Below are 7,567 nucleotides of genomic sequence, written 5' to 3'. Positions count from 1 at the left end.
TGTCCGCCGCTTCAGAAGCGACTTCATCATATTAACATCTTAATTTTTCGATGTCAACTAAGTTTTAAAATTTCTTTTTTGTCGTTTTCTGCGTTTCCGCATCAGCGACGTTTATTAATATACCATCACAACTTTTAAATAACAAGTGTTTTTTTATAAAAATATAAAAAAAATTATCTACCCTACTTTCTTCTATAGAAGTAACTATTATCCTTACTACTGAAAATAGTTATTCTAATTGTATGCTAATACACTCCGTTCAACCAAATTGTATTTCACAATACCTTCCCAAATTTTCATTCTCTTCTATATTAAAGCTTATAATCATTATCCTTCTATAAAATAACTATACAAATTAGCCTTAAGAAAAAATCCCGTCTACATTAAACAGCCACTCGCGCGCATTATCCCCTTCCTTCTCATTCAAAAATTTACCCCCTACAAATTAACAACATTCCAATCCTAATACAAACTTAAGGATATTGTTAGAATTTTTTTACATTTAATTAATGAAAAATATCCATTTTTTGTTATATAGTAAGAAAGGACGCACTCAACTATAAATAAACCAATGGAGGAATTATTTTATGGATAGGTTAACAAAGTTTTCATTAAAAAACCGAGCTGCCATTATCATCATGATTTTTCTCATTTCCATACTCGGTGTTTATTCCGGCTCTAAATTACCTATGGAATTTTTACCGAGTATCGACAATCCAGCAATTACCGTCACAACCTTATCTCAAGGACTCGACGCTGAAACGATGACAAAGGATGTAACTGATCCTCTCGAAAAACAATTTCGCAATTTAGAACACGTCGACACCATTACTTCTTCTACATACGAGGGATTATCACGTATCGACATTGCGTATACATCAAAAGCAAACATGAAAGATGCAGCACGCGAAGTCGAAAAAGCCGTCAATACAATTAAATTACCTAAAGATGTAACCAAGCCCGTAGTTAGTCAATTAAACACTTCTATGATTCCACTCGCTCAAATTACTATCCAGAAACAAAACGGTTTTTCAAAAGCAGATGAAAAACAAATTGAAAAAGAAATCGTACCACAACTCGAAAACATTGATGGTGTTGCCAACGTTATGTTTTTCGGAAAATCCACCTCTGAATTATCTATCGTACTTGATCCGAACCAATTAAAAAACAAAAACGTAACATCACAGCAGGTACTAACTGTTTTACAAGGAAAAGAAACTTCTACTCCAGCTGGGGCAATTACTGTTAATCAGGAAGAATACAACCTCCGCGTCATTGGGGACATAAAAAATGTAAATGACATTAAAAACATCACTGTGGCACCCCAAGTGAAATTGCAAGACATTGCTCAAATTGAAATCAAACAACACTACGATACAATCTCACATATAAACGGAGAAGAAGGCACAGGATTAATCATCATGAAAGAACCGAGTAAAAATGCAGTTGCCATTGGAAAAGAGATTGATAAAAAAGTTAAAGAGATAGATAAGGAATATAAAGATCAATTTTCCATTAAACTTTTGGCTTCAACCCATGAACAAGTTGAAAATGCTGTTACTAGCATGGGAAAAGAAGTAATACTTGGAGCAATCGCTGCAACTCTAATTATCTTAATCTTTTTACGTAACTTCCGAACAACACTCATCGCTGTTGTCAGTATTCCATTATCCATTTTATTAACACTCTTTTTACTACATCAATCTAACATTACGCTTAACATTTTAACCCTCGGTGGTTTAGCTGTTGCGGTTGGACGTCTCGTCGATGATAGTATCGTTGTCATCGAGAATATTTTCCGCCGTTTACAAAAAGATTCTTTCTCTAAAGATATCATTCTCGATGCAACGAAAGAAGTCGCAGTCGCAATTACTTCTTCTACTTTAACAACGGTCGCTGTTTTTTTACCTATCGGCCTCGTATCAGGAGCAATCGGAAAATTAATGTTACCTATGGTATTAGCAGTTGTATATTCTATATTATCATCCTTAATCGTTGCACTAACAGTTGTTCCACTTATGGCTTTTTTACTACTCAAAAAAACAAAGCATCGAAAGCCAAGTTCTTCATCACGATATGTCGCTACATTAAAGTGGGCTCTTTCTCATAAATTCATTATTCTACTTACTGCATTTTTATTATTTGTAGGATCAATTGCAGCTTATATATTACTACCGAAAGCAAACATAAAATCTGAAGACGACACAATGTTATCTATTAACATGACATTTCCAGCCCATTATAATGCTGAATCTCAAAAACAAAAAGCATTTGATTTTGAAAAGAAATTACTTTCTAATTCAGATATAACAGACGTTATTTTACGAATGGGATCTAGCGCAGAAGATGCACAATGGGGGCAAACAACTAAAAATAACCTCGCTAGTATATTCGTAGTCTTTAAAAAAGGTTCTGATATTGATCAATATATTAAAGAGTTAAAAAAGGAACATAAAACTTTTGAGCCTGCTGAACTTGATTATATAAAAACAAGTTATTCAAGCTCTGGCGGCGGCAATAACTTACAATTTAACGTAACAGCTACTAACGAAGCGGATTTAAAAGAAGCGGCTACTATCGTTGAAACAAAACTAAAAAGCATGGATGATCTTTCTAAAGTAAAAACAAATTTAGAAGACTCTAAGAAAGAATGGCAAATTCATATTGATCAAACAAAGGCTGAACAACTAGGTTTAACACCAGAAATAGCTGCGCAACAAGTAGCATTCCTTATGAAGAAATCACCTATTGGCGAAATTACAATTAATAATGAAAAAGCTACTATTATGATAGAACACAAAAAAGAAAACATTAATAAACAAGAAGATATTTTAAATACAAACATACTATCACCTATTAATGGACCAATACCTTTAAAAGACATTGCAACTATTTCAGAAAAACAAACACAAACAGAAATTTTCCATAAAGACGGAAAAGAAACAATCCAAATTACAGCCGAAGCTTCAAATGAAGATTTGAGTAAAGTAAACACAGCAGTAAATAAAGCGATGACTGACTTAGATTTACCTGGTGGTGCAAAAGTAAATATCGCAGGAGCTACTGAATCTATGCAAGAGAATTTTACAGATTTATTCAAAATTATGGGGATTGCAATCGGGATTGTATATTTAATTATGGTTATCACCTTCGGGCAAGCACGTGCTCCTTTTGCAATCCTATTCTCCTTACCATTAGCTGCTGTCGGTGGTATTTTAGGATTAATCATTTCACGAACACCTGTTGATGTAAATTCCTTGATCGGCGCATTAATGTTAATCGGGATTGTTGTTACAAACGCTATTGTATTAATAGAAAGAGTCCAACAAAATCGGGAACATGGAATGGAAACTAGAGAAGCCTTACTTGAAGCAGGTTCTACTAGACTACGCCCAATTATTATGACAGCTATTACAACAATCGTTGCTATGCTCCCACTCCTATTTGGCCAATCCCAAGCAGGAAGTATGGTATCAAAAAGTTTAGCCGTCGTTGTCATCGGCGGTTTGGCAGTCTCAACTGCTCTTACATTAGTAGTCGTTCCAGTTATGTATGAACTATTAGATAAAATCGGGAGAAAAAGACGCTCCCGTAGGAAAATAAGCACTTCTACAGAAACACCTGATATTTAAAAACAAAAGGCGTTATCTTCACAAATGAAGATAACGCCTTTTCTCTATTTAGTCATATAATCCATCATTTTTTCCACATATTGCTCTATAGGTTTACTAGAATCCACAATAAGGTATTCATTATTTGAAGGTCTTTTACTACCATTTAACCACTTTTTAAAACCTACTTCCGACTCCACCTTTTCAATTTGACTGATCATACGCTTACGTGTTTGCAGTCTCCTATTAATCTCTTCCATATCATTAAGATAACACTCAATATATTTATATTTCACACCATGTTTATTTGATAGTTCAATCCCTTTTTCAACCATTCCCTCATATAAACACGGACTATCCAATATAACACTATGCCCTTGTTCTAAATAAGAATCAATCAATACCCATTCGGCATCATACGCAAGCCCACCAACAATCGTTGATTCAATTCCTTTTACTTTTAATGATTTTAACAACGCGGATTTCAAAACATCATGATCTATAATTACAGCACCTGTTAATTTCGCTATATACTTAGAAACTGTCGATTTTCCTGACCCAGGAAAACCTGACATTTGCAGAAAAAACAAATTAAAGCTCCTCTCTAAATTACATCTGTTCTTCTTTATAATTAATCACAAATTCAACAATCATTACATCCATTCCTTCTATATTAAAATACAAAAGAACCCCCTACCTATAAATAGAGAGTTCTTCTTTATAATTTATGCCGCTTTTACCTTTTTCGTTGTTTTACTTTTTCTTTTCGTTCCTGTAAAGCGCTTGTGTAATATAGATGCTATCAAGCGTGAAATAACATTGAATAGTAATACCATAATAATTAATACAGCTGCAGATTTTGTCGCAATCAACTTCGCATCTGGAATAACTCCTTCAGAATTTAATTTCCAAATGTGAACCGCTAATGTTTCAGCTGGTCTAAACGGATTTAAAGGATGCGCAGGACTTGAGAAATCCGCTGCTGAATTTAAAATCGGGGATGTTAAACCCGCTGTGTAAATTAATGCTGCCGCTTCCCCAAATATACGACCCGCCGCTAAAATAATCCCTGTAATAATTTGTGGTAATGACGATGGGATAATAATACGAGCGATTGTTTGCCACTTCGTTGCACCTAATCCAAGACTTGCCTCTTTTACATTCTGAGGAACTTCTGAAATCGCATTTTCACAAACACGCGTTAAACCTGGTAAATTTAAAATAGTTAAAGCAAGAGCACCACCCATTACTGTGTATCCCCAACCTGTCATTGTAACGAACACTAACAAACCAAATAAACCAACAACAATAGAAGGTAAAGACGCCATCGTCTCTATACATAGACGAACAAAATTTAAAAAACGTCCTTGTTTTGCGTACTCCGCTAAATATATTCCAGCACCTAATCCAAGAGGAATAGATATAATAAGCGTTATAACAAGCATGTAGAAGGAATTGAATAACTGCGGACCAATCCCACCACCAGCTCTTGTATTGCTTGGTTCTCCAAACAAGAAATTAGGATCCCAAAATCCCCATCCCTTTTGTAAAATCTCAAATACTAAGAACACTAGCAAAGCTACAACTAAAGCCGCAACCGCATAAAAGATACCCGTCCAAACTTTATTTACCGTTCTTGCATTCATTATTATCGCTCACCTCTTTGCCCAATCGCTCGAATTACTAAAATAAACAGGAATGAAATAACAAGTAAAATCATCGCTAAAGTCCATAGCGCATTGTTCCAAGCAGTTCCGTTCAATGTATTCGTCATGTCCATTGTTAAAATACCAGTTAACGTCGCTGTCGGACTATATATTCCTTCTGGTAATTTAATCGTATTCCCGATTACCATTTGAACCGCTAACGCTTCACCGAAAGCACGCGCTAAGCCTAAAACAACACCTGTTAAAATCCCTTTTTTCGCAGCAGGAACAATCACTCGGCTAATCGCTTGCCATTTCGTTGATCCTAGACCATAAGAAGCTTCTAAATAATCAAATGGAACAGAACGTATTGCATCAGAAGCGATACTAGCAATAGTAGGTAAAATCATAATACTTAATACAACAATACCTGCAATTAAACTAAAGCCTACTCCCCCAAACGAATCACGTAATAGTGGTACTAAAATCGTAACACCTAATAATCCGTATACAACCGAAGGAATACCAACTAACAATTCTAGAACAGGCTTCAATACTTTATTTCCAAACTTTGGCGAAATTAAATTCATGAATATAGCAAGAGCTATAGCAATTGGTGCACTAATAATAACCGCACCTAACGAAACCACCGTTGAACCTACAATGAAAATTAAAGCCCCGAAGGATCCTTGCTCAGCATTTGGATTCCATTTTGTCGATGTTAACATCTCAGTAAATGAGATACCACTTTGTGTAAAAGATTGAATACCTTTCCCACAAATAAACGCAATAATAGCTAATGTAATTAAAACAATAAAAATACCACAAAACGTAACAAGTGATCTTCCTATATATTCACTTTTCACGTAATTAATTTGTTTTTTCCCCTTCATCACAGGACAGACCCCACTTCACAGATTGAAATGAACAGGACTGGCCTTGCAGCCAGCCCCATAAAATTTTATTACTTATTTAATTTAGACATTGGAATGTAGCCCATATCTTCTACTTGTTTTTCAAAATCTTTACCTTTTACATAATCGATGTAAGCTTTCGTCGCTTCCTTCGCTTCACCTTTTGTTACCATATATTCGTAAGACCAGAATGGATATTTACCAGACGCGATGTTTTCAACTTTCGGTTCAGCACCATCAATTTTGACTGTTTGTAGTGCGCCTTTTTTCTCGCCCACCATGTAAGACATTGCTAAATAGCTCACCGAACCAGGAGTAGAGTTAATCGCTTGCTCTACTGCACCGTTAGAATCTTGTGTTGTACCAGTTCCATCATTAATTTTCGCGTCTTTCATAATCGTTTTTTCAAATGTAGCACGTGTACCAGATGAAGCTGGACGATTAATTACATTGATTTTTTCATCTTTTCCGCCTACTTCTTTCCAGTTTGTTACTTTTCCAGTGAAGATATCTTGTACTTGTTGCATTGTTAAGTTATCAACTTTTACATCTTTATTTACGACAAGAGCGAATGCAATACCCGCTACCTTGTTATCTACTAATTCTTTCGCCTTTTCAGCATCTTTTATTTTATCTCCGGACGGAACATCTGAATTACCAATTTGTACTGCACCAGATGCTACTTGGTTAATCCCAGTTCCACTACCGCCACCTTGAACTTGAATAGAAACTTTTGAATTTTTCTCCATGAATTTCTTTCCAGCTTCCTCCGCAAGAGGTAGAAGAGCTGTAGAACCAGCCGCTGCAATCGTACCTGATAATTCTTGTTTTGTATTATCGCTTCCTTTAGCAGTGTCTTTACTAGTTGTATCTTCTGCTTTCCCACAACCAACTAATGCTCCTGCTACCACTAAAGCTGCTAAAGAAAATTTAATACCTTTTTTCATAACCATGTCTTGTACCCCCATTTGGATTATCACTTTTCGAATTCATTTTCTTTCGAACACAAATTCATTGTAGGACAACAATATTATGTGAGTGTTAAGCAATTTTTAATTTTAAGTAAATGACGATAATAATCCTTAAAAGCTAGAAATCCCAACATTTATAGTTAAATAACCCAACAAAAACCACACTAACTACGCTGCAATGTAAATATATTCTTAACAATGTAAATTCAATGTAAATGTTTTTCTCTCTTTTTCCCTTTTCGTTAAAGTTACATTTACAATTCCGCTGTATTTTGTAATTTTTACACACCTAATTTATGCACATTAAAAATAATTTCAGTAATATTTTTTAGTACAACTAAATAAATTGGAACAATTCTAAAAATAAATGAATATTTTTAAAGTACTAATTGACAACATAATCCAATGTAGTCTACTATATTACT

General features: G+C 34.7%; 5 protein-coding genes. 1 reads left to right on the top strand and 4 read right to left on the bottom strand.

The window, feature by feature from the left end; all coding sequences use genetic code 11:
- The first annotated feature begins 587 nt into the window (after positions 1–587).
- Positions 588–3,632, top strand: a complete 3,045-nt coding sequence (locus V7S45_RS03700) for an efflux RND transporter permease subunit (RefSeq protein ID WP_000375536.1) — start codon at positions 588–590, stop codon at positions 3,630–3,632.
- A gap of 44 nt (positions 3,633–3,676) precedes the next feature.
- On the opposite strand, the gene V7S45_RS03695 is transcribed toward V7S45_RS03700, so the two are convergent.
- The 4 genes from V7S45_RS03695 to V7S45_RS03680 all read right to left on the bottom strand — a co-directional run bounded on the left by V7S45_RS03695 (position 3,677) and on the right by V7S45_RS03680 (position 7,124).
- Positions 3,677–4,201 (bottom strand): ATP-binding protein, encoded by a 525-nt coding sequence (locus V7S45_RS03695; RefSeq protein ID WP_000465755.1) that lies wholly within the window; start codon positions 4,199–4,201, stop codon positions 3,677–3,679.
- A gap of 135 nt (positions 4,202–4,336) precedes the next feature.
- Complete coding sequence (gene pstA / locus V7S45_RS03690) at positions 4,337–5,257, bottom strand: phosphate ABC transporter permease PstA (RefSeq protein ID WP_000994141.1); 921 nt, start codon at positions 5,255–5,257, stop codon at positions 4,337–4,339.
- A gap of 2 nt (positions 5,258–5,259) precedes the next feature.
- On the bottom strand, positions 5,260–6,150 hold the full coding sequence (gene pstC, locus V7S45_RS03685) for a phosphate ABC transporter permease subunit PstC (RefSeq protein ID WP_000676677.1): 891 nt from the start codon (positions 6,148–6,150) through the stop codon (positions 5,260–5,262).
- Between the two features lie 71 nt (positions 6,151–6,221).
- Complete coding sequence (locus V7S45_RS03680; RefSeq protein WP_000245108.1) at positions 6,222–7,124, bottom strand: phosphate ABC transporter substrate-binding protein PstS family protein; 903 nt, start codon at positions 7,122–7,124, stop codon at positions 6,222–6,224.
- Between the last annotated feature and the right edge of the window lie 443 nt (positions 7,125–7,567).

The organism is Bacillus sp. BR3(2024) (assembly GCF_039134555.1).
Lineage (GTDB): Bacteria > Bacillota > Bacilli > Bacillales > Bacillaceae_G > Bacillus_A > Bacillus_A cereus.
The sequence above is the reverse complement of the archived record's forward strand: the minus strand, read 5'-3'. Positions and strand labels throughout refer to the sequence as shown.